At 71.2% G+C, this 20,397-nt stretch carries 21 protein-coding genes and 1 pseudogene; 5 read left to right on the top strand and 17 right to left on the bottom strand.

Annotation, left to right across the window (positions count from 1 at the left end; all coding sequences use genetic code 11):
• Positions 1-56: 56 nt before the first annotated feature.
• The 4 genes from ACGF3J_RS05085 to ACGF3J_RS05070 all read right to left on the bottom strand — a co-directional run bounded on the left by ACGF3J_RS05085 (position 57) and on the right by ACGF3J_RS05070 (position 4,634).
• Positions 57-1,181: a GuaB3 family IMP dehydrogenase-related protein gene (locus tag ACGF3J_RS05085; protein ID WP_161327658.1), complete on the bottom strand. Its 1,125-nt coding sequence runs from the start codon at positions 1,179-1,181 to the stop codon at positions 57-59.
• A gap of 115 nt (positions 1,182-1,296) precedes the next feature.
• Positions 1,297-2,802: an IMP dehydrogenase gene (guaB, locus tag ACGF3J_RS05080; RefSeq protein ID WP_161327659.1), complete on the bottom strand. Its 1,506-nt coding sequence runs from the start codon at positions 2,800-2,802 to the stop codon at positions 1,297-1,299.
• Between the two features lie 149 nt (positions 2,803-2,951).
• Positions 2,952-3,539, bottom strand: a complete 588-nt coding sequence (locus ACGF3J_RS05075) for a sigma-70 family RNA polymerase sigma factor (protein ID WP_064729392.1) — start codon at positions 3,537-3,539, stop codon at positions 2,952-2,954.
• Between the two features lie 483 nt (positions 3,540-4,022).
• Positions 4,023-4,634 carry a response regulator transcription factor gene (locus ACGF3J_RS05070; protein ID WP_003948568.1) on the bottom strand — a complete coding sequence of 204 codons (612 nt, stop codon included), beginning with the start codon at positions 4,632-4,634 and terminating at the stop codon, positions 4,023-4,025.
• 422 nt (positions 4,635-5,056) lie between these two features.
• Here ACGF3J_RS05070 and ACGF3J_RS05065 point away from each other — a divergent pair, with 422 nt between their 5' ends.
• Entirely contained in the window at positions 5,057-5,395 is a 339-nt protein-coding gene (locus tag ACGF3J_RS05065; RefSeq protein WP_161327660.1) for a WhiB family transcriptional regulator, read from the top strand.
• Between the two features lie 100 nt (positions 5,396-5,495).
• Here ACGF3J_RS05065 and ACGF3J_RS05060 read toward each other — a convergent pair whose 3' ends face one another.
• A complete protein-coding gene (locus ACGF3J_RS05060; RefSeq protein WP_161327661.1) occupies positions 5,496-6,431 on the bottom strand; it encodes a LysR family transcriptional regulator in 936 nt (311 codons plus the stop codon).
• A gap of 81 nt (positions 6,432-6,512) precedes the next feature.
• On the opposite strand from ACGF3J_RS05060, the gene ACGF3J_RS05055 reads away from it, so the two are divergent.
• Both ACGF3J_RS05055 and ACGF3J_RS05050 read left to right on the top strand, forming a co-directional pair.
• Entirely contained in the window at positions 6,513-7,181 is a 669-nt protein-coding gene (locus tag ACGF3J_RS05055) for an MOSC domain-containing protein (protein ID WP_393853488.1), read from the top strand.
• Positions 7,182-7,276: 95 nt separating this feature from the next.
• The gene (locus ACGF3J_RS05050; protein WP_393853487.1) at positions 7,277-8,050 is read left to right on the top strand and encodes an SDR family NAD(P)-dependent oxidoreductase; all 774 of its coding nucleotides are present in this window, start codon (positions 7,277-7,279) and stop codon (positions 8,048-8,050) included.
• A gap of 390 nt (positions 8,051-8,440) precedes the next feature.
• Here ACGF3J_RS05050 and ACGF3J_RS05045 read toward each other — a convergent pair whose 3' ends face one another.
• From ACGF3J_RS05045 to ACGF3J_RS05030, 4 genes and pseudogenes are all read right to left on the bottom strand, one after another.
• Positions 8,441-9,109, bottom strand: a complete 669-nt coding sequence (locus ACGF3J_RS05045; protein ID WP_237552407.1) for a contact-dependent growth inhibition system immunity protein — start codon at positions 9,107-9,109, stop codon at positions 8,441-8,443.
• A 9-nt stretch (positions 9,110-9,118) separates the two neighbouring features.
• Positions 9,119-9,472 carry an RNase A-like domain-containing protein gene (locus ACGF3J_RS05040; RefSeq protein ID WP_346346021.1) on the bottom strand — a complete coding sequence of 118 codons (354 nt, stop codon included), beginning with the start codon at positions 9,470-9,472 and terminating at the stop codon, positions 9,119-9,121.
• Between the two features lie 6 nt (positions 9,473-9,478).
• Positions 9,479-9,583, bottom strand: a pseudogene (locus ACGF3J_RS05035) (transcriptional regulator); the annotation flags it as partial.
• 22 nt (positions 9,584-9,605) lie between these two features.
• Complete coding sequence (locus ACGF3J_RS05030; protein ID WP_393853486.1) at positions 9,606-10,016, bottom strand: hypothetical protein; 411 nt, start codon at positions 10,014-10,016, stop codon at positions 9,606-9,608.
• Between the two features lie 457 nt (positions 10,017-10,473).
• On the opposite strand from ACGF3J_RS05030, the gene ACGF3J_RS05025 reads away from it, so the two are divergent.
• The gene (locus ACGF3J_RS05025; RefSeq protein ID WP_237552408.1) at positions 10,474-11,433 is read left to right on the top strand and encodes a hypothetical protein; all 960 of its coding nucleotides are present in this window, start codon (positions 10,474-10,476) and stop codon (positions 11,431-11,433) included.
• Positions 11,434-11,516: 83 nt separating this feature from the next.
• Here ACGF3J_RS05025 and ACGF3J_RS05020 read toward each other — a convergent pair whose 3' ends face one another.
• From ACGF3J_RS05020 to ACGF3J_RS05000, 5 genes are all read right to left on the bottom strand, one after another.
• Entirely contained in the window at positions 11,517-11,828 is a 312-nt protein-coding gene (locus tag ACGF3J_RS05020; RefSeq protein ID WP_161327666.1) for a cold-shock protein, read from the bottom strand.
• Between the two features lie 178 nt (positions 11,829-12,006).
• Entirely contained in the window at positions 12,007-13,629 is a 1,623-nt protein-coding gene (groL, locus tag ACGF3J_RS05015) for a chaperonin GroEL (RefSeq protein ID WP_161327667.1), read from the bottom strand.
• Between the two features lie 127 nt (positions 13,630-13,756).
• On the bottom strand, positions 13,757-14,065 hold the full coding sequence (gene groES, locus ACGF3J_RS05010; protein WP_003974211.1) for a co-chaperone GroES: 309 nt from the start codon (positions 14,063-14,065) through the stop codon (positions 13,757-13,759).
• Between the two features lie 298 nt (positions 14,066-14,363).
• Positions 14,364-15,092: a polysaccharide deacetylase family protein gene (locus tag ACGF3J_RS05005; RefSeq protein ID WP_161327668.1), complete on the bottom strand. Its 729-nt coding sequence runs from the start codon at positions 15,090-15,092 to the stop codon at positions 14,364-14,366.
• Positions 15,089-16,045 (bottom strand): polysaccharide deacetylase family protein, encoded by a 957-nt coding sequence (locus tag ACGF3J_RS05000; protein ID WP_161327669.1) that lies wholly within the window; start codon positions 16,043-16,045, stop codon positions 15,089-15,091. The genes ACGF3J_RS05005 and ACGF3J_RS05000 overlap by 4 nt, the downstream gene beginning before the upstream one ends.
• A 90-nt stretch (positions 16,046-16,135) precedes the next feature.
• Here ACGF3J_RS05000 and ACGF3J_RS04995 point away from each other — a divergent pair, with 90 nt between their 5' ends.
• Positions 16,136-17,317, top strand: coding sequence for a class I SAM-dependent methyltransferase (locus ACGF3J_RS04995; protein WP_346346020.1), 1,182 nt, complete (start codon positions 16,136-16,138; stop codon positions 17,315-17,317).
• A 21-nt stretch (positions 17,318-17,338) separates the two neighbouring features.
• On the opposite strand, the gene ACGF3J_RS04990 is transcribed toward ACGF3J_RS04995, so the two are convergent.
• From ACGF3J_RS04990 to ACGF3J_RS04980, 3 genes are all read right to left on the bottom strand, one after another.
• Positions 17,339-18,592 carry a sigma-70 family RNA polymerase sigma factor gene (locus tag ACGF3J_RS04990; RefSeq protein WP_161327671.1) on the bottom strand — a complete coding sequence of 418 codons (1,254 nt, stop codon included), beginning with the start codon at positions 18,590-18,592 and terminating at the stop codon, positions 17,339-17,341.
• Positions 18,593-18,649: 57 nt separating this feature from the next.
• Complete coding sequence (locus tag ACGF3J_RS04985; RefSeq protein WP_122615791.1) at positions 18,650-19,006, bottom strand: YciI family protein; 357 nt, start codon at positions 19,004-19,006, stop codon at positions 18,650-18,652.
• A 165-nt stretch (positions 19,007-19,171) separates the two neighbouring features.
• Positions 19,172-20,209, bottom strand: coding sequence for an LCP family protein (locus ACGF3J_RS04980; protein WP_161327672.1), 1,038 nt, complete (start codon positions 20,207-20,209; stop codon positions 19,172-19,174).
• Between the last annotated feature and the right edge of the window lie 188 nt (positions 20,210-20,397).

Here is a 20,397-nt window from a genome sequence, read left to right as displayed (position 1 = left end):
GCGAGAAGGGGCCCGGAGCGACTGCTCCGGGCCCCTTCGCTACGCCGTCCGGGTGACTACCGCCGGTGCTGCGAGTCCGCCACGGTGACCTCGACCCGCTGGAACTCCTTCAGCTCGCTGTAGCCGGTCGTGGCCATCGCGCGGCGCAGCGCCCCGAAGAAGTTCATCGAGCCGTCCGGGGTGTGGGACGGGCCGGTGAGGATCTCCTCTATGGTGCCGACCGTGCCGAGGTCGACCTTCTTGCCGCGGGGCAGCTCCTCGTTGACGGCTTCCATGCCCCAGTGGTTGCCCTTGCCCGGCGCGTCGGTGGCGCGGGCCAGCGGGGAGCCCATCATCACGGAGTCGGCGCCGCAGGCGATGGCCTTGGGCAGGTCGCCGGACCAGCCGACGCCGCCGTCGGCGATGACGTGCACGTACCGGCCGCCGGACTCGTCCATGTAGTCGCGGCGGGCCGCCGCCACGTCCGCCACCGCCGTCGCCATGGGCACCTGGATGCCCAGCACGTTGCGCGTGGTGTGTGCGGCGCCGCCGCCGAAGCCGACGAGGACGCCCGCCGCGCCGGTGCGCATCAGGTGCAGGGCGGCGGTGTAGGTGGCGCAGCCGCCGACGATGACCGGGACGTCCAGCTCGTAGATGAACTGCTTCAGGTTCAGCGGCTCGTGCGAGCCGGAGACGTGCTCCGCCGAGACCGTCGTACCGCGGATGACGAAGATGTCCACGCCCGCGTCCACGACGGCCTTGGAGAACTGGGCGGTGCGCTGCGGGGAGAGCGCGGCGGCGGTGACCACGCCCGAGTCGCGCACCTCCTTGATGCGCTGCCCGATCAGCTCCTCCTTGATGGGAGCGGCGTAGATCTCCTGGAGGCGGCGCGTCGCGGTGTCCGCGTCGAGACCGGCGATCTCGTCGAGCAGCGGCTGCGGGTCCTCGTGCCGGGTCCACAGGCCCTCGAGGTTGAGCACGCCGAGGCCGCCCAGCTCGCCGATGCGGATGGCGGTGGCCGGCGAGACGACCGAGTCCATGGGAGCGGCCAGGAACGGCAGCTCGAAGCGGTAGGCGTCGATCTGCCAGGCGATCGAGACCTCCTTCGGGTCCCGCGTACGGCGGCTGGGGACGACGGCGATGTCGTCGAAGGCGTACGCCCGGCGGCCGCGCTTGCCGCGCCCGATCTCGATCTCAGTCACGTCTGTGGCCTTTCCCTGATGCGTTGCAGCGCCTTCCAGTATCCCCGACGGGTACGGCGGGGCACCGCAGAGGGCGGCCCCGGGTGGTCCGGGGCCGCCCTCGGGAGGCTGCTGCCTACTTGCTGCGGCTGTAGTTCGGTGCTTCGACCGTCATCTGGATGTCGTGCGGGTGGCTCTCCTTGAGGCCGGCGGAGGTGATCCGCACGAACCGGCCCTTGGACTCCATCTCCTCGATGGTGCCGGCGCCCACGTAGCCCATGGTCTGGCGCAGGCCGCCGACGAGCTGGTGCAGCACGTTGCCCAGCGGGCCGCGGTAGGGCACCTGGCCCTCGATGCCCTCGGGCACGAGCTTGTCGTCGGAGGCCACCTCGGCCTGGAAGTAGCGGTCCTTCGAGAACGACTTGCCCTGGCCGCGGGACTGCATGGCGCCCAGCGAGCCCATGCCGCGGTACGACTTGAACTGCTTGCCGTTGATGAACTGCAGCTCGCCCGGCGACTCCTCGCAGCCCGCGAGCAGGCTGCCCAGCATCACCGTGTCGGCGCCGGCGGCCAGCGCCTTGCCGATGTCGCCGGAGTACTGCAGGCCACCGTCGCCGATCAGCGGGACTCCGGCGGGCCGGGCGGCGAGGGAGGCTTCGTAGATCGCCGTGACCTGAGGGACGCCGATGCCGGCGACGACGCGGGTGGTGCAGATGGAGCCGGGGCCCACGCCCACCTTGATGCCGTCGACACCGGCGTCGATCAGCGCCTGGGCGCCGTCACGCGTGGCGACGTTGCCGCCGACGACGTCGATGCCGACGCTCGACTTGATCTTCGACATCCAGCTCAGGGCGTTGCTGTTGTGGCCGTGCGAGGTGTCGACGACCAGGAAGTCCACCCCGGCCTCGGCGAGGGCCTGGGCGCGGTCGAGCGCCTCGGGGCTGGCGCCCACGGCGGCGCCGACGATCAGACGGCCCTCCGCGTCCTTCGCGGCGTGCGGGTACTGCTCGGCCTTCACGAAGTCCTTGACCGTGATCAGGCCCTTCAGGACTCCGTTGCCGTCGACCAGCGGAAGCTTCTCGATCTTGTGGCGGCGCAGCAGCTCCATGGCCTCGACGCCGGAGATGCCGACCTCGCCGGTGACCAGCGGCATCGGCGTCATGACCTCGCGCACCCCGCGGGAGCGGTCGCTCTCGAAGGCCATGTCGCGGTTGGTGACGATGCCGAGCAGCCGGCCCGCGCCGTCGGTGACGGGTACGCCGCTGATGCGGAACTTGGCGCACAGCGCGTCGGCCTCGGCGAGGGTGGCGTCCGGGTGGATGGTGATGGGGTTGGCCACCATGCCGGACTCGGAGCGCTTGACCAGGTCGACCTGGTTGGCCTGGTCCTCGATGGACAGGTTCCGGTGCAGGACGCCGACACCGCCCTGGCGGGCCATGGAGATCGCCATCCGGGATTCGGTCACCTTGTCCATCGCCGCCGAGAGCAGCGGGATGTTGACCCGCACGTTGCGGGAGATTCGGGACGAGGTGTCGACCGCGTTCGGGAGCACCGCGGAGGCGCCCGGCAGCAGCAGCACGTCGTCGTAGGTCAGCCCGAGTGTCGCGAATTTCTCGGGCACTCCGTCGACGTTGGCAGTCATGACACCTTCCCCAAATGGCCTTGATCGGTGCGGATGTCCATGCTAACGGGAAGCGGACGTGGCTCATTCCACGATCAGGAAGGCCTGCGATCTTCGTAGTTTTGTACGGACAGGCGCCGCCGTCCGTTCACAGCGGCAGTCGGCGGAGATTACTGCTCCGCCAACGCCCGCAGTCGGCTCAGCGCCCGGTGCTGGGCGACCCGCACGGCACCGGGTGACATTCCCAACATCTGGCCGGTCTCCTCGGCCGTGAGCCCGACCGCGATGCGCAGCAGGAGCAGCTCGCGCTGGTTCTCGGGCAGGTTGGCCAGCAGTTTCTTGGCCCAGGCGGCGTCGCTGTTGAGCAGCGCGCGCTCCTCCGGGCCCAGGGAGTCGTCCGGCCGCTCGGGCATCTCGTCGGACGGGACGACGGTCGAGCCGGGGTGCCGCATCGCCGCGCGCTGGAGGTCGGCGACCTTGTGGGCGGCGATGGCGAAGACGAACGCCTCGAAGGGCCGGCCGGTGTCCTTGTAGCGGGGCAGCGCGAGCAGCACCGCGACGCAGACCTCCTGGGCGAGGTCCTCGACGAAGTGGCGGGCGTCGCCGGGCAGGCGCGACAGACGGGTACGGCAGTAGCGCAGCGCCAGAGGGTGGACATGGGCGAGCAGGTCGTGCGTGGCCTGCTCGTCCCCGTCGACGGCGCGGTGGACGAGCCCACCGACCGTCCCCTGGTCACGGGGCGCCTCGTCGTCACGCATCGGTCCATCGTGCCTTGCGGCCGTCCGATCCGTGGCTCCGTGCCCGCTGTTGTGCACCGAAGCGTTATGAGCAGGTGCGCCGGAACTCATCCCCTGCGCCCTCCCCTTCCGCTTGAACGACTCGTCCCCGAGGAACTCCACACCTCAAGGATGCGTCATCGGCGGCGAAACAAGCAGCGGGCACCCGGCGGGTCGTCTTGTCACCCCCGCTCACCTCGCGATAAGCGGGGAACGTCACCTCCCCGACGGGGCCTTTCCGCGTCCACCGCATGGGTGCCCCACCGGGCCTCCACCGCACGGGTGCCCCTAGGGCCTGCTGCGACAGTCCCGTTGTCCGCCGGAGGGGCGGGCCGGGCGGCGTCAGATGCGTGCTCTCGGCGTGCCGGGCCTTGGGCCTCGTACCGGATGTACTCGGCGCGAGGCCCGGTGCGGCGAGAGTGCGTGCACGGCGTCGCCCGGCAGGCGGGACGTTCGCAGCAGGCCCTAGCGGACCAGGCCCCACCGGAAGCCGAGCGCCACGGCGTGCGCGCGGTCCGAGGCGCCGAGCTTCTTGAAGAGCCGCCGGGCGTGGGTCTTGACGGTGTCCTCGGAGAGGAACAGCTCGCGGCCGATCTCGGCGTTGGACCGGCCGTGGCTCATGCCCTCCAGCACCTGGATCTCACGCGCGGTGAGCGTGGGCGCGGCGCCCATCTCGGCCGAGCGCAGCCGGCGCGGGGCGAGCCGCCAGGTCGGGTCGGCGAGGGCCTGGGTGACGGTGGCGCGCAGCTCGGCGCGCGAGGCGTCCTTGTGCAGATAGCCGCGGGCACCGGCGGCGACCGCGAGGGCCACGCCGTCCAGGTCCTCGGCGACGGTGAGCATGATGATGCGCGCCCCGGGGTCGGCGGAGAGCAGCCGCCGGACGGTCTCGACACCGCCCAGACCGGGCATGCGCACGTCCATCAGGATCAGGTCCGAGCGGTCGGCACCCCAGCGGCGGAGGACTTCCTCGCCGTTGGCGGCCGTCGTCACGCGCTCGACGCCGGGCACGGTCGCCACCGCGCGGCGCAGCGCCTCTCGGGCAAGCGGGGAGTCGTCGCAGACGAGAACGGAAGTCATGGCCGTCCTCCGCAGCTCTTGCGCGTCACGTTGAGCCTCCAGGCTGGTACGAAATCGTCACCTGTGCGGTCGACCGTCCCGGACGCCCGCCCGAGCACTTGTTCCTTCAACCGCCTCCGCACTCTCAACGATGGTCACTCGAAAGAGTTACGGGGCTGTGTGTCGTCTTCGGCACTCTACGTGAGGGGGCGGCCACACAGCAGACACGCGCGTCGGACCCGCGCCGTTTCATCACAACCGGTGCCCCGTTTGGCCGTTTTTCTTCCACTTCGGTGGTGTCTGCGACTAGATTTCCAATGAGTCATATTTTCATCTCCTTAGATCGTAGTTGTACGGTCGTGGATGTTGGGTCGCTGGATCGCCGCATCGCCGCATCGCCGCATCGTCGGGATTCACCCATATCGGCAACAAGGGGTCACGCAATGGCAGATTTCTCCCGCCTTCCAGGACCGAACGCGGACCTGTGGGACTGGCAGCTCCTGGCCGCGTGCCGCGGGGTGGACAGCTCGCTCTTCTTCCATCCGGAGGGCGAACGCGGTGCGGCACGGAGTGCTCGTGAGAACTCGGCCAAGGAGGTCTGCATGAGGTGCCCGGTCCGCGCGGAGTGCGCGGCGCACGCGCTGGCGGTGCGTGAGCCGTACGGCGTGTGGGGCGGACTGACCGAGGACGAGCGCGAGGAGCTCATGGGACGGGCGCGCCACCGCCTGGTGTCGGCGTCGGCGTCCGGACCGGCCGGCGGGGACGCGGCCGCCCACCACTGAAGGAACGTTTCTTTCCAGGGGGTCTGAGAACCGGGAGTCTCAGAGCAGGGGTTCCCAGAGCAGGGGTGCTCGGAGCAAGGGTTCTCGGAGCAGGGGATTCTCAGACGGGGTCGGGCCGACGTGCCGCCGACAGACGCGCGGCCGCGCGGGCCAGCTCGTCCAGCGTCGCCGCCACCGCGGGCACCTGGGCCAGGTCGGGCAGGGTGAGCGCGACGATCTCCCGCCGCACCGCCGGCTCCAGCGTCACCGTGCGCACACCGCGGGGCCGTACGGACTCGACGGCGAGCTGGGGCAGGACGGCCACGCCCAGGCCGGCGCCGACCAGGCCGACGACGGCCGGGTAGTCGTCGGTCGCGAAGTCGATGCGGGGGGTGAAGCCGGCCCCCTCGCAGACCTCGACCAGCTGGCCCCGGCAGCGGGGGCAGCCCGCGATCCAGGACTCCCGGGCCAGCTCCCCGATGGCCACGGGCCCGGCGGACTCCGCGCGGGCCAGCCGGTGCCCGTCGGGGACCAGCGCCACGAGGCGGTCGGTCAGCAGCGGCCGTACGACCAGGTCCTCCCACTCCTCCGCGCCCGCCGCACCCTCGTAGCGGAAGGCGAGCGCCACGTCGCAGTCGCCCTCGCGCAGCAGCTCGACGGAGTTCGGCGGCTCGGCCTCCTCCAGGGAGACCCGGGTGCCGGGGTGCGCGGCACGCAGGGCGGCCAGGGCGTTGGGTACGAGGGCGGAACTGCCGCTGGGGAAGGAGACCAGCCGGACCCGGCCGGCGCGCAGCCCGGCGATGGCTGCGACCTCCTCCTCGGCGGCCGTGAGCCCCGCGATGATCCCTGCGGCGTGTCTCACCAGCGCCTCACCGGCCTGGGTGAGGCGCATCTCGCGCCCGGTGCGGACCAGCAGGGGGGTGCCGACGGAGGACTCCAGGGCCTTCATCTGCTGGCTGACGGCCGGCTGGGTGCAGCCCAGCTCGCGCCCGGCGGCGGAGAAGGAACCGGTCGATGCCACGGCGCGCAGTACACGGAGATGACGAGCCTCGATCACACCCCCGAGGATAAGTGACCCTTTGACCGAACGCCGAATACCGCGTCGACACTTTGATGAGGATTGTCCTACCGTTCGGCCATGAAGCTTCTCTCTGTCAACCTCGGCCGCGCGAAGACCGTGCCGTTCACCGACCACCCGGAGGGCGTCACCGGCATCGACAAGCGACCGGCCGACGGGCCCGTGCGGGTGGCGGCGCCCGGGCCGAAGGGCGTCGGGGCGAGCGGGCTGGCCGGCGACACGGTGTGCGACACGCGTCACCACGGCGGCGAGGACCAGGCGGTCTACGCGGTGGCCCGCGAGGACCTGGACGACTGGGAACGCGAACTGGGCCGTGCGCTGCCCAGCGGCTCGTTCGGCGAGAACCTCACCACCACGGGCCTGGACGTCTCCGGCACCCTGATCGGCGAGCGCTGGCGGGTCGGCCCCGACCTGCTCCTCGAAGTGACCTCCGGGCGCATCCCCTGCCGCACCTTCCAGGGCCACATGGGTGAGCAGCGCTGGGTGAAGCGCTTCACGGAGAAGGCCGCGCCGGGCGCGTACTTCCGGGTGGTGGAGCCCGGCGAGATACGGGCGGGCGACCCGGTCCGCATCGTGCACCGGCCCGACCACGAGGTGACGGTGGCCCTGCAGTTCCGGGCGGTCACCACTCAGCGGGAGCTGCTGCCCCGGCTGCTCGCGGCGGGCGGGGCGCTGCACCCGGAGGCGCTGGCGCAGGCGCGGAAGTACGTGGCGAGGTACGGCGGCTGACCGCTCCTCACCAGTACTTTCTTCACGCGCCCTTCACCGGTGGCGGGAGGGGTGAGCGAAGTGGACCCGTCCACTGCGACCCCTAACCTTGCGCCATGACAACGGCATTGATTACGGGATCGACGGCGGGCATCGGCGCCGCGTTCGCCCGTCGGCTGGCGGCCGACGGACACAACCTGGTGCTGGTGGCCCGGGACACCAAGCGGCTGCGCGAACAGGCCACCGAGCTGCACGACCGGCACGGCATCGAGGCGGAGGTGCTGACGGCCGACCTGTCCACGGACGCCGGCATCGAGGCGGTGGCCACCCGGCTGGGCGAGCGCAGGCACCCCGTCGACCTGCTGATCAACAACGCCGGCTTCGGCAACAAGGGCAAGTTCCTCGACGTCTCCATGGCCGACGAGCTGACCATGCTCAAGGTGCACTGCGAGGCGGTGCTGCGGCTGACCTCGGCGGCGGTGGAGGCGATGCGGGAGCGCGGCCGCGGCGGCGTCGTCAACGTGGCCTCGGTCGCGGCCTTCGTGCCGCGCGGCACCTACGGCGCGTCCAAGGCGTGGGTCGTGCAGTTCACCCAGGGCGTGGCGAAGGACCTGTCCGGCAGCGGCGTCCGCCTGATGGCCCTGGCTCCCGGCTTCGTCCGCACGGAGTTCCACGAGCGGGCCGGCATGGGCACGGACAACATCCCGAACTGGATGTGGCTCGACGCGGACAAGGTCGTCGCGGCCGCCCTGGACGACCTCTCCCGGGGCAAGTCCCTCTCCATCCCGGACCCCCGCTACAAGACCCTGATGGGCGCGGCGAAGCTGGTACCGCGGGGGATGCTGGGCGGGATCAGCTCACGGACGGGGCGGAAGTACGGGCCGCAGTAAGAGGAGGGGACGAGCGACGTCCCCTCGCTGCAGCCGGGAACGCTGGTTCCAGCCGCGAAAATCCGGATTCCGCTGGGAGGAGGAAGGGCTCGATCACCTTCGGGCGCTGATGCCGAGGACCGAGCCCTTCCGGGCCTGGGCCACGTTCATCGTCCTCGGTCGAGTGGCGTCGTTCGGTATCGGCGCCGTGATCGGTGGCGGCGCCAACGCCATCCTGGCGGTGAGGGGGGCGGCACGTCTTCGGCCCGCCTCCCGAGTCGTGGAACGACCGACGTCCGATGAACGTCGGTGAAAGGCTCCTCGGCGGGAAGGTCAGGGGGACGCACGCGCCCGAGGCAGCGCTCGGTCCCCGGCGGCCGGATACGGGACGAGGCTGGGCGACGAGGGCGACTACGCTGCGGTGATCCTGCGGCGAATCGACTCGAGCCACTTTCGCAGGGACATGCCTCGCGGCGGCAGGATGTCGAGCCCCAAGGCCGTCGTCGCGGTGCGGAGTTCCTGTTCCGACGACACCATTTCCAGAAGCTCACCGATTTCCTGGGCCGCCTGTTCGCGGTCCTGCGGATCGGCTTCGCCGACGTACTCGTCGAGGGCCTCTTCGCGGGACTCGTAGATGTAGGAGAAGTCCCGGTGGAAGTAGGCGCCGAGCAGCTGCCCCAAGGACGGGAAGCGCTCGTTCCATTCCCAGGAGCTCTGCGGGTTCGCCTGCGGGGTGCGTGAGGGGTCGCGCAGGAAGCGGTGAAGGTGGTCCTTCACCACGCGAAGACAGTCCTCGACGCTCGTACCCATCGGAGGACGGATGTGCGGGAGGTGTTCCACCTCGTCCGCGATCTCCTCGGAGAACAGACCGACGGAGAGCAGGTCGTCGATCTGCTGAATCGCCGTCGCGGCGCGCCCGGGGTCACGTGCGGCCATCCTGAGGTAGGCGGACAGGGCGGGTCCCGGAGCTTCCGCGGTGTCGGAGAACGTGAAATCCACGTGGGCGTATGCCGCCAGCAGGTCGCTGAGTTCGTAGAATCGTTGCCCTGGCGGAAGTGCCTGACTCATCAACTGCTCCAAGGATGCGTTCTACGGCTGGGGGAACGAGGTGAGGACGCGGTAGCCGGACGGTGCCGACGGGTCGGCCTTGAGGATCACCCGGACTCCCTTCACCCATTGTGTGGGCTGCCCGTGAGTGAACTCGTAGCGGGTGAGATGCAGGCCCGTGTTCTCGTTGAACTTCCCTTCCAGCCGTAGTGGCCCTTTGGCGCCCTTGGCCAGCCAGGCCGATATCTTCCGCTGATTTTCTGCCGTGGTGAGAGTCTTGTCGGTGAAATGTTGTGCCGTTTTGACGAAGACGTAGCGTGAGTCAGCGGTCAGGCTGGCGTCTTCCCGGCCCCCGAGGGGCCTGAGAAGCACTCGCTCATCGATGACGAAGCTCATGAGCGGCATGGGCGTGCGGCACAACAGCCTCTGGCGGTCACGACGTGCGGCCACCCGCTGCTCTACTGTCTCGGCGTCCAGAGGGCGCCGCATGCCAAAGACCGCTCGCATGTACTCCTCGCCCTGCAAGTGCCTATTGATCAGCTGGGTGTCGTAGGCGTGCAGTTACGCTGCCTCGCCTTCCAGGCTCGCCACCAAGGGCTGTGGTCAGCGGGGACGCCGTTCTGCCGTGCGTCAGGAGGGCGATGTCGGTGGCGACCCATGGCAGGTGGCTGTAGTAGCGCGTCTTGCCGGTCTTGGGGTCCTTGAAATAGGGCCTGTTCGACCGTTTGCCGCCCGGCTTCTCGGGGTCCATGGTGACGGCCGTGAAGCGGAGCAGCAGGCTCTTGAGGGCGCATTCCACCGCCACGCCGAAGTGGTGGTCGGCGTTCGGCAGCCGTGCCGCGTCCATCAGGAAGACGGCGTCCTTGTAGTGGCGCGCGGCTGCGTGGGCGAAGTGGTGCTGTTCTGAATTCACCTGCACGGCACGGATCTTAGGGCTCATGTCACTCGGATGGCCCAGCTCCGGTGCACGCACGGGAGCGTCACCCGAACGTGTGGTCCATTCCGGTCCCTCCCTGGCGGATGCGGTGGGAAACGTAGCGTCAGGTGGCTGCGCCCGCAGCGGGCGGGAGGTAGCAGGCTGGCAAGGGAGAAGGTGGCATCGGGTGAGCGCGGGCACGGGTGACCGGGGCGGACGGTTCGACGGCGCCGACAGCGGGCGTCAAGGCAGGGGAAAGCCGGATCGGAGCGCGGTGACTGGTGGGGGGTCAGCGATGTTTTCCGACGCCCCCGGCCTCGGTGGGTGGTCGTCGGCGGCTGCCGCCTCGGGTCGTCCCGGTGCGGTCGGTGCCGGGACTGCTTCCGTCCCGCGCGCCCGGCCCGCCCCGCGTCCCCGGCCCGGTGCTGTCCCTGCCGGGCACCTGGGTGCGGGGCGGTGGGGCAAGATCGCGCAGCGGATCGTGCCGGACGACCTCCAGCCCGACGTGCTGCGGCTGGAGCTGACCGAACTCGGGAACGCGTTCCGCGCGTACCAGCGGCGCCCCGAACCGGATCTCGCCGTCCTCGCCGAACTCCACGACCGCAAGGCCCGCGCGTTCGCGTTGTGGGCCGACGTCACCGAGGACGCGTCCCTGCGGGAGGAGGCCGTACGGGCGGAGGCCGCGGCGCGGTCCACCCGCGAGATGAACGCCAACCGCCTCGGCATCGAGGTCGACGGGGGCGGGCCGGTCGTCGAGCGCTTGCTGACCCGGGGGCAGGGCGTCCACGCCCGTGGCGTGCTGGAGTATGTCCGGGTGCACGCCCCGCTTTCCGGGGCCGAGGCGAGGCTCGCGGTGCTCATGCTCTCCCTGCGGGCCGCGCGCGCCGGCACCGGGAACGTCACCGGGCAGGACCTCGCCGGCTGGCTGCAGGGCGACGCCGAGCGGGTGCTCCAGGAACTCGTCGACGTCGGCTGGCTGCGGCTGCCGGACGACTTCACCGCCGACGACGCGCTGACGTCCCGGCCCGAGGAGCCCACCCAGGTCACGGTCCCCTCGCTGCTGCCCGGCGAGCCCCGCCCGTTCTCCTTCGGCAAGGTCACCCGCGCGCGCCTGTCGGGGTGGGCGCAGCGGGTCGTGGGCGACCGGAAGCTGCGCAAGAAGAAGGCGGGCGCCGCCACCCGGCTCCTCGCCGTGTACACGGCGGCCCACAGCCGTCCCGACGGCCGTCTCGGCAGTGCGGAGGACGACGGTCTCGACCTGGACACGGTCGCCTCGTTCTGCGCCCTGAGGCCCGAGGACGTCGCCGGGCACGCCGGACTGCTGGTCGCCGCCGACTGGCTCGTGGAGGCCGAGACCGCCGGCGGAAGCCTGCGGGGACGGCTCGCCGAGCGGGTACTGCCGCTGAGCGGGTTGCTGTGTTCGCCCTGCTCACCGGGCTGATGCGGTCGCACGCGGGAAATCGCCCCGTAGCGGGAAGGGCTGGCTCTCCGCACGCTCCACACGTACGGAGAACCGGCCGCCCGTCAGGACTCGAAGTCGATGTCCAGACCGGACGAGTAGCCCGGTCCGTCCTTTTCGTCCAGCCGGCGGTGTGCGGCGGTCTCCGGCCGGACACACACGGCGCGCCAGTGGTAGTCGTCCTGCTCGGCCGGTTCGGCTGTGAAGACGACGTACTGGCCTGCGGTCAGTTCGCGGAAGCCCTCGGCCTCCACGACTGAGAAAAGAGCCCACACCCGCTCCGGCAGGGCATCGGACACCAGTACGCCCCAGCCCTCTTCGCTGTGCCACTCCAGCACGCGGCCGGTGAACACGTCGCCGGACGGAATGTCAGGCATTCCTTCGTCCCCCATGCTCAATGGAGCATCGCCGTTCGGCGCACGCTGTGGTCAGCAGCGCTCGACCGAATCGATCATGACGCCAACAGGTGCTCCACCGTTTCCCGTCATCAAGTGATACGACAGCCGAAGGGCCCGGCACCCTGGTGGGTGCCGGGCCCTTCTACGAGCGTGTCGCTCAGTGGGCGTGGCCGTGGCCGTGGCCCGCCTCGGCCGGCTCCTCTTCCTTCTTCTCGACGACCAGGGTCTCGGTCGTCAGGAGGAGGGAGGCGATCGAGGCCGCGTTCTCCAGGGCGGAGCGCGTGACCTTCACCGGGTCGATGACGCCGGCCTTGACCAGGTCGCCGTACTCGCCGGTGGCGGCGTTGAAGCCCTGGCCCTTGTCGAGCTCGGCGACCTTGGAGGTGATGACGTAGCCCTCCAGGCCGGCGTTCTCGGCGATCCAGCGCAGCGGCTCGACGGCGGCGCGGCGGACGACCGCGACACCGGTGGCCTCGTCGCCGGTCTTGCCGAGGTTGCCGTCCAGCACCTTGACGGCGTGGACCAGCGCGGAGCCACCACCGGAGACGATGCCCTCCTCGACCGCGGCGCGGGTCGCGGAGATGGCGTCCTCCAGACGGTGCTTGCGCTCCTTCAGCTCCACCTCGGTGGCGGCGCCGACCTTGATCACGCACACGCCGCCGGCCAGCTTCGCGAGGCGCTCCTGGAGCTTCTCGCGGTCCCAGTCGGAGTCCGTGGACTCGATCTCGGCCTTGATCTGGTTGATGCGGCCCTCGACCTCGTCGCGCTTGCCGGCACCGTCGACGATCGTGGTGTCGTCCTTGGTGACGGTGATGCGGCGGGCGGTGCCGAGTACGTCCAGACCGACCTGGTCGAGCTTGAGGCCGACCTCCTCGGAGATGACCGTGGCGCCGGTGAGGACGGCCATGTCCTGGAGCATCGCCTTGCGGCGGTCGCCGAAGCCCGGGGCCTTCACCGCGACGGCGTTGAAGGTGCCGCGGATCTTGTTGACGACGAGGGTGGAGAGCGCCTCGCCCTCCAGGTCCTCGGCGATGATCAGCAGCGGCTTGGAGGCGTTGGCCTGGATGACCTTCTCCAGCAGCGGCAGCAGGTCCGCGATGGAGGAGATCTTGCCCTGGTTGATCAGGATGTACGGGTCCTCGAGGACGGCCTCCATGCGCTCCTGGTCCGTCACGAAGTACGGCGACAGGTAGCCCTTGTCGAAGGCCATGCCCTCGGTGAAGTCCAGCTCGAGACCGAAGGTGTTGGACTCCTCGACGGTGATGACACCGTCCTTGCCGACCTTGTCCATCGCCTCGGCGATCAGCTCGCCGACCTGCTGGTCCTGGGCGGACAGCGCGGCGACGGCGGCGATGTCGGACTTCTCGTCGATCGGCCGGGCCGTGGCGAGGAGGTCCTCGGACACGGCGGCGACGGCCGCGTCGATGCCCTTCTTCAGCAGCGCCGGGGAGGCGCCGGCGGCGACGTTCTTCAGGCCCTCGCGGACCAGCGCCTGGGCGAGCACGGTGGCGGTGGTGGTGCCGTCACCCGCGATGTCGTTGGTCTTGGTCGCCACCTCCTTCACCAGCTGGGCGCCGAGGTTCTCGTACGGGTCCTCGACCTCGACCTCGCGGGCGATGGTGACGCCGTCGTTGGTGATGGTGGGAGCGCCGAACTTCTTGTCGATGACGACGTTGCGGCCCTTGGGGCCGATCGTCACCTTCACGGTGTCGGCGAGCTTGTTGACGCCGCGCTCGAGGGCGCGACGGGCGTCCTCGTCGAACTTCAGGATCTTCGCCATGGGAGCGTGAGCCCTCTTCCGGAAATCTCGGGGTTATACGGCAACTGCGCCCCCGACGCCCGGCTTTTTATGGTCGCGGGAGCCAGGGGCGCAGCTGTAAGGCAAGGTGCTTCGGTGAAGCGAAGTACTACTTCTCGACGATCGCGAGCACGTCGCGGGCCGAGAGGACGAGGTACTCCTCGCCGTTGTACTTCACCTCGGTGCCGCCGTACTTGCTGTAGAGCACGACGTCGCCGACGCTGACGTCGAGCGGAAGACGGTTGCCGTCCTCGAAGCGGCCCGGGCCGACGGCCAGGACGACGCCCTCCTGGGGCTTCTCCTTGGCGGTGTCCGGAATGACCAGGCCCGAAGCCGTGGTCTGCTCGGCGTCGAGCGGCTGGACCACAATGCGGTCCTCGAGCGGCTTGATGGCAACCTTGGAGCTGGTGGTCGTCACGATCCGACCTCCCCCTTCGGAGATCTCACGGGGTTAACTGTCTGAGGTGGCGACCAGGTGGATCCGTCGTCGCGGGTGCCGGACCTGCCCGTCGCGTAGTTGGCACTCTCCAGTGGGGAGTGCCAGAGCCGAGACTATGACTGCGATTAGCACTCGGTCAAGCGGAGTGCCAATGCCTGCGGCGCGTCGGCCGGGTTTTTCGCGTGAACGCGGGTCTGTGGAGCGCATCCGGCGTGGGTGTGGGCCTCGCTGGGGGCTGCGCCCCCAGACCCCCCTTTCGGCCTGGACGGCCTCGTCCTCAAACGCCGGACGGGCTGACAGTGAGGTAGTCCTCCAGGGCGGCCACTCTCAAGCCCTGGTCCTCGATCGTGTCCAGCAGGTCCGCCGTGCGGGCGGCCGCGGTCACGGACACGATGTCGCCGGGGTGCAGGCGGTGCTCGCCCCGGGTGTAGGCGAGGTGGCCGTCGGCGTTCAGGGACGCCCGCCACAGGACCACGGCCGTGATGCCGCAGTCGGCGGCGGCGCGCAGGGTCGTGGTGTCGTACGTGCCGTACGGAGGGCGGAAGAGGTGGGGGCGGACGCCGAAGCGGGACCTGAGCTTGGTCTGCTGGCCGCAGATCTCGGCGCGCTGGCCGGCGTAGGGCAGGCCCCGCAGGGAGCGGTGGTCCAGGGTGTGGTTCTGCAGGCTCGCGCCCACCGAGCGCAGCCCGGCGAAGCGGCCGTACGCCGGTCCGGCCACGGTGTCGGTGAGGAACAGGGTGACGGGGAGGCGCCGCTCGCGGATCAGGGCGGTGAAGCGGGGGTCGCGCTCGGCGCCGTCGTCGTAGGTGAGGAAGACGACCCGGTCCGTGGTGCGGACGTGGTCCACGACGGGCGGGAGGTTCCGGTTCTGGTCGCCGGACCGGTCGCCGCCCCGGGCCGGTTCCACCGCGGCCTGGTGTCCGGCGGGGCCGGCGAACTGGGCGCACCCGGTGAGCAGTACGGCGGCCAGGGCGGCCCCGGCCGGCCCGAACCGCCCTCGCCTCACAGGTAGTCCTCCAGGCGGGCCACCGCGTAGCCCTCGGCGGTGATCCGGTTCAGGAAGCGCCGGGCCATTTCGGTCATGGTGCCGTCCCAGTCCTCGCGGCCCCGGAAGTGGGTGAGGACGATGTCCCCGGGGTGCAGGTCCCGGTCCCACTCGCGGTACTCCCAGTGGTCGACGAACACCTCCTCGCTCCAGATGGGCGCGTACCTGATACCGCAGGTCTTCGCGGCGCGCAGGGTGTCGCGGTTGTAGTTGCCGAAGGGCGGGCGGAAGAGGACGGGGCGCTTGCCGTAGCGCTTCTCCATGACGTCCTGCATGCCGCAGATCTCGCGCTTCTGCTCCGCGTAGGAGAGGCCGGGGAGGTAGGGGTGGGTCAGGGTGTGGTTGTTGAGGGTGACCCCGCGGGCCTGCATCTTCTTGAAGTAGCCGTAGTCGTCCTTGATCTCCTCGTCGGTGAGGAAGACGGTGTACGGGATCTTCAGCTCGCTCATCATCCTCAGGAACGCCCGGTCCTTCTCGGCGCCGTCGTCGATGGTGAGGAAGACGACCTTGTCCTTGGTGGGGATCGTGGTGAAGACCGGCGGGAGGCCGTCCCGCTCCTGGCCGTCGACCTCGAAGCCTTCGCGCGCCTTGATCTCCGGCTTCTTCGCGGGGGGCGCGGGCGGGGTCAGCGGGACCTTTTTGAGGTCCCAGCGCTTGGCGGCGGCGACCCGGGCGGCCTGCGCCGCGCGCAGTTTGGCCGCGTACGCATCGAGCGCGCGGGCCGGGGGCGCCTGGAGGGGCTCCTGACCGTGGGCGCCCCGGACGTCCGAGGTGTCCTGCGCACAGCCGGCGGCGAGGGCGGCCAGGGCGAGGACGGCGGTGACGGTGGCGGCGCGTCCGCGCGGTCCGGGGGCAGTCGCCGCCCGCAGCACTCGCGACGCCCGGCTTTTGTCATTTTGTACGACTGCTCGCATGGTGCCGGATCCTCGCAGTCCCGGGCCGCCGGACCCCGCCCGACACCACGCCGGAGGCACACCGTCCACCGACTGGCCCACAATGAGTCGGTGAACGACCTCGACGCCCTGCTCTCCCTGCTCACCCCCGAAGGCCGCGCGCTCCTCGACGAGGTGCGCGACACCGACCCCGCGCGGGAGTTGGCCGTCGCCACCCGGCTGCGCCGCGACCACCCCGCGGAGCTCGTGTCGGCCGCGCTGTGGCAGGCGCGGCTGCGGCAGCGGGCGGCGGCGAAGTTCGGGGCCGGGGACGCGGGGCGGATGTTCTTCACGGCCAACGGGGTCGAGCAGTCCACGCGGGCGAGCGTGGCGGCGTACCGGGCGGAGCGGTTCGCGGCTCTGGGTGTCACCTCCGTGGCCGACCTGTGCTGCGGGATCGGGGGCGACGCGATCGCGCTGGCCCGGGCCGGCATCCGGGTGCTGGCGGTGGACCGCGACCCGGCGACCGCCGCTGCGGCGCGCGCCAACGCCGAGGCGCTGGGGCTGGCCGAGCTGATCGAGGTGCGCGAGGCGGATGTCGAGGCGGTGGACACCAGCGGGTACGACGCGGTCTTCGTCGACCCGGCCCGGCGCGGCGGCAGGGGGAGGATCTTCGACCCCGAGGCCTACTCGCCGCCGCTGTCCTGGGCCGTCGGCGCGGCCCGTACGGCCTCCCGTGCCGCCGCGCTGAAGGTGGCGCCCGGCATTCCGCACGAGGCGGTGCCACAGGACGCCGAGGCCGAGTGGATCTCCGACGGCGGGGACGTGAAGGAGGCGGTGCTGTGGTTCGGCGGCGCCGCGGGGGCCGTGCGGGCCACCCTGCTGCCGGGGCCCCGCACCCTGCCCGGCACCGGCCTGCCCGACCCGGAGGTCCGCACACCCGGCCGGTACCTGTACGAGCCGGACGGTGCCGTGATCCGCGCCCATCTGGTCGCCGAGGTCGCCGAACAGGTCGGCGGCGGGCTGCTCGACGCGACCATCGCCTACGTCACCGCGGACGAGCTGCTGCCGACGCCGTACGCCACGGCGTACGAGATCACCGACCTCATGCCCTTCAACGTGAAGAAGCTGAAGGCACTGCTGCGGGAGCGCCGCGTCGGCACGCTGACCGTGAAGAAGCGGGGGTCCGCGGTCGAGCCGGAGGAGCTGCGGCGGAAGGTCAGGCCGCAGGGGCCGAACGCGGCGACCGTGTTCATGACCCGGGTCGCGGGAGCGCCGACGATGCTGGTCGGTCAGCCGGTGCGGAAGCCGTAGGACCTGACCGGCGGACAGGCCCTAACCGCACTCCTCCGCCCGGCGGTTCAGCAGGTCGCGCTCGCGTGCGTTGCGGGTCAGGGACGCGGCCCGTTCGAACTCCGTGCGCGCCTCGGCCGTCCGCCCCAGGCGGAGCAGGAGGTCGCCGCGGACGCTGGGGAGCAGGTGGTAGTCGCGCAGGGCCGGTTCGGCGGCCAGGGCGTCGACGAGGGCCAGCGCGGGGGCCGGGCCCTCGGCCATCGACACGGCGACCGCGCGGTTGAGTTCGACGACCGGGGACGGCGCGCGGGCGGCGAGCAGGCCGTAGAGCGCGGCGATCCGCGGCCAGTCGGTCTCCTCGTAGCGGTACGCCGTCGCGTGGCAGGCGGCGATCGCGGCCTGGAGGACGTAGGGGCCCGGGGCGCCGGGACCGGCCGTGGCATGGGCGTGGTCGAGGGCGGTGATGCCGCGGGCGATGAGCAGCCGGCTCCAGCGGCGGCGGTTCTGGTCGCGCAGGAGGACCGGCTCGCCGTCGGGGCCGGTGCGGGCGGCGGTACGGGAGGCCTGGAACTCCAGCAGTGCCGTCAGGCCGTGGACCTCGGGTTCCTTCGGCATCAGGGCCGCGAGGACGCGGGCCAGGCGCAGGGCGTCCTCGCACAGGGCCGGGCGGAGCCAGTCGTCGCCCGCGGTGGCCGCGTACCCCTCGTTGAAGATCAGGTAGATGACCTCCAGGACCGAGCCGAGGCGGGCCGCCCGGTCCGGGCCGTACGGCACCTCGAAGGCGACGTTCTTCGTGGCCAGGGTGCGTTTGGCGCGCACGATGCGCTGCGCGACCGTCGGCTCCGGGACGAGGAAGGCACGGGCGATCTCGGGCGTGGTCAGGCCGCCGAGCAGCCGCAGGGTCAGGGCGATGCGGGCCTCGGCGGAGAGCACCGGGTGGCAGGCGGTGAAGACCAGCCGCAGCAGGTCGTCGTCGATGTCGTCCGGGCCTGCGGGCTCCTCGGGCGGCCCCGCCTCGGCGGGCAGTTCGCGGCCGATCTCCGCGAGCTTGCGGGCGTAGGTCTCCCGGCGCCGGATCAGGTCGACGGCGCGGCGGCGGGCGGTGGCCATCAGCCAGGCGCCGGGGTTGTCGGGCACGCCGTCCCTCGGCCACTGCTCCAGGGCGGCGACCAGGGCGTCCTGCGTGAGTTCCTCGGCGATGCCGACGTCCCGCACGAGCCGGGCGACGCCGGCGACGACGCGCGGCGTCTCCAGTCGGAAGACGGTCTCCAGGGCCTCGGTGGGCTGCGGTTCCACAGCCCACCATGCAACACCCTCGGGGCGGCCGGGCAAAACGGTGCTCAGCCCTTCACGTCAGCCTTCCATCAGCTGGCGCACCTCGCAGGTGACCGTCCAGTGCTCCTCGTGCACCTTCAGGAAGCGCTTGGTCCACTCGACGGCCTCGGCCTTGTCCTTGGCCTGGAGCAGGGCGTAACCGCCGACGACCTCCTTGGACTCGGTGAAGGGCCCGTCGGTGACGGACAGCTGTCCGCCCTCGTAGTGGACGCGGGTGCCGTCGGCGGTCGGGGTGAGGCCGGCCGTGTCGAGCAGGACGCCGGCCTTCGTCATCTCCTCCATCAGCTTCTCCATGCGCTGCACCAGCTCGGGGCTGGGGCCGCCGGAGAGGGCGTCGTTCTCCTCGATGCGGATCAGCGACAGGTAGCGGGGCACGGTGACTCCTCGGGTCCGGCGGCCGGGGTCGCTCCCCGGCCTCTCACCCAGTGCGTCGAACGGGCGCGGCGCGGATCGACATCCGCCGCCGGATTTCTTCAAGAACTTTTCCGGGAGCCGCCACGGGGCCGCTACGGGGCCGCTACGAGGACCGTTGCGGAACCGCTAGCGCAGCGATTCCCACAGGTCACCGGCGTCCGGCTCGCGGGCGACCACCCGGTTGGGGTCCCAGGGCGCCGGGTTCACCGGCATGGTCACGGTGCGTACGTCGTCCGCCGCGAGGCCCCCGAGGCTGCGGCCGAGGCCGGTCAGCTCGCCCAGCGAGTCCAGGCCGGTGTCGGTGGTGAGGCTGCCGGTGACCGCGTCCGCGACCTGGTAGAGGCGCGGGGGGTCGGTGAGCAGATCGGTGGTCGCGATCTGTTCGAGGAGCGCCTTGACCAGGTTCTGCTGGAGCTCTATCCGGGCCAGGTCGCTGCCGCCCGCCAGCCCGTAGCGGGTGCGGGCCAGGCCGAGCGCCTCGGTGCCGTCGAGGTGGTGGGTGCCGGCGGCCAGGTGCAGGTGGCTCTTGTCGTCGTCGATGTCCACGTCCGTGGTGACGGTGACCCCGCCCAGCGCGTCGACCAGCTTGGCGAAGCCGGAGAAGTCGATCTCGATGTAGTGGTCCATGCGGACGCCGGTGAAGGACTCGACGGTCTTGACCGCGCAGACCGGACCGCCCAGTTCGTAGGCGGTGTTGAACATCGCGTTGCTCGCCTCCCGGGTCGAGTCGCCGGACTCCAGCGGGCACGAGGGACGGTCGACGAGCGTGTCGCGCGGGATGCTGACGACGGTGGCGGCGGTGCGGCCCGCGTCGAGGTGGACGACCATGGCCGTGTCGGAGCGGGCGCCCCCGCTGTCGCCGCCGCCGAGTTCCCGGTTCTCCTCCCCGCTGCGCGAGTCCGAGCCGAGGACGAGGATGTTCAGGGCGCCCGTGGGCACCGGGGAGGCGGAGGGCGAGGCGGAGGGGACGGTGGCCGGGCGGGCGGGGCGGTCGTCGCCGAGCGCGCCCTCGATGTCGACGCTGTTGATGTTGCCGTTGAGGTGCCAGTACGCCCAGCCCGCCGCGGCGAACCCGAGCAGCAGCGCCCCGGCCAGCGCCAGGCCTGCCACCTTGAACCCCTTCGAGCGCCCACCGTGCCCGTCCCGCGCGTCCCGCGCAGCCATGCGTCCGCCCCCGCCCCAGCCGGTCCCGTTCGCGTCCCCACGCGAGTGCCCCGTCGGAGGGAACATAAGTCGGAATTGTTGAATCAGGAACGTGCGGGTCGGGATTCTGCGTAAATTCTCAGACTTCGGCGCGGCTCGGACCGCAGCGCGGCCCGGACCGCGGCGCCGCCCGGACCGCAGCGCCGCCC

Source organism: Streptomyces sp. NPDC048171 (assembly GCF_043202655.1).
Taxonomy (GTDB): domain Bacteria; phylum Actinomycetota; class Actinomycetes; order Streptomycetales; family Streptomycetaceae; genus Streptomyces.
The sequence above is the reverse complement of the archived record's forward strand: the minus strand, read 5'-3'. Positions and strand labels throughout refer to the sequence as shown.